Below are 717 nucleotides of genomic sequence, written 5' to 3'. Positions count from 1 at the left end.
GGGCAAGGTGAAGCATGGCGAAAGCCATGTGGAGGCCTGTTAGGGTTGGTGTCTTACAATACCCTCCCGTGACCTGTGTGTAGGGGTGAAAGGCCCATCGAGTTCGGCAACAGCTGGTTCCAACTGAAACATGTCGAAGCATGACCTCTGCGGAGGTAGTTCGTGAGGTAGAGCGACCGATTGGGGAGCTCGACTCCGAGAGGAGTCGACCCCCCTGTCAAACTCCGAACTTACGAACGCCGTGGAAGCAGGGAATCCGGTGTGCGGGGTAAGCCTGTGCACCGTGAGGGAGACAACCCAGAGCTTGGTTAAGGTCCCCAAGTATGTGCTAAGTGCGATTGAAGGTGGTCTCGAGCCCTAAACAGCCGGGAGGTGAGCTTAGAAGCAGCTACCCTCTAAGAAAAGCGTAACAGCTTACCGGCCGAGGTTCGAGGCGCCCAAAATGATCGGGGCTCAAGCACATCACCGAGACCTAGCAGCACCAGTAACATGGTGATCTAGTAAGTTGGCACTCCGCTCGGGTGGAAGCATGGACGAGAGTTCGTGTGGACCGAGTGGGGACGAAAATCCTGGTCATAGTAGCAGCGTTAGTCGAGTGAGAAACTCGACGACCTTACGAGCAAGGGTTCCTCGGCAATGTTAATCAGCCGAGGGTTAGGCGATCCTAAGTCACATCGTAATTCGAGTGTGACAAAAGGGAAACTGGTTAATATTCCA

General features: G+C 54.5%; 1 rRNA gene. It reads left to right on the top strand.

The features are described 5' to 3' along the window. Positions 1 to 717: ribosomal RNA gene (locus IEY26_RS17410) — 23S ribosomal RNA — on the top strand; the annotation flags it as partial.

This window comes from Halocalculus aciditolerans, from assembly GCF_014647475.1.
In the GTDB taxonomy this organism is placed as follows: domain Archaea; phylum Halobacteriota; class Halobacteria; order Halobacteriales; family Halobacteriaceae; genus Halocalculus; species Halocalculus aciditolerans.
Note: the sequence above shows the minus strand (reverse complement) of the source record. Positions and strands in the feature narration are given on the sequence as shown.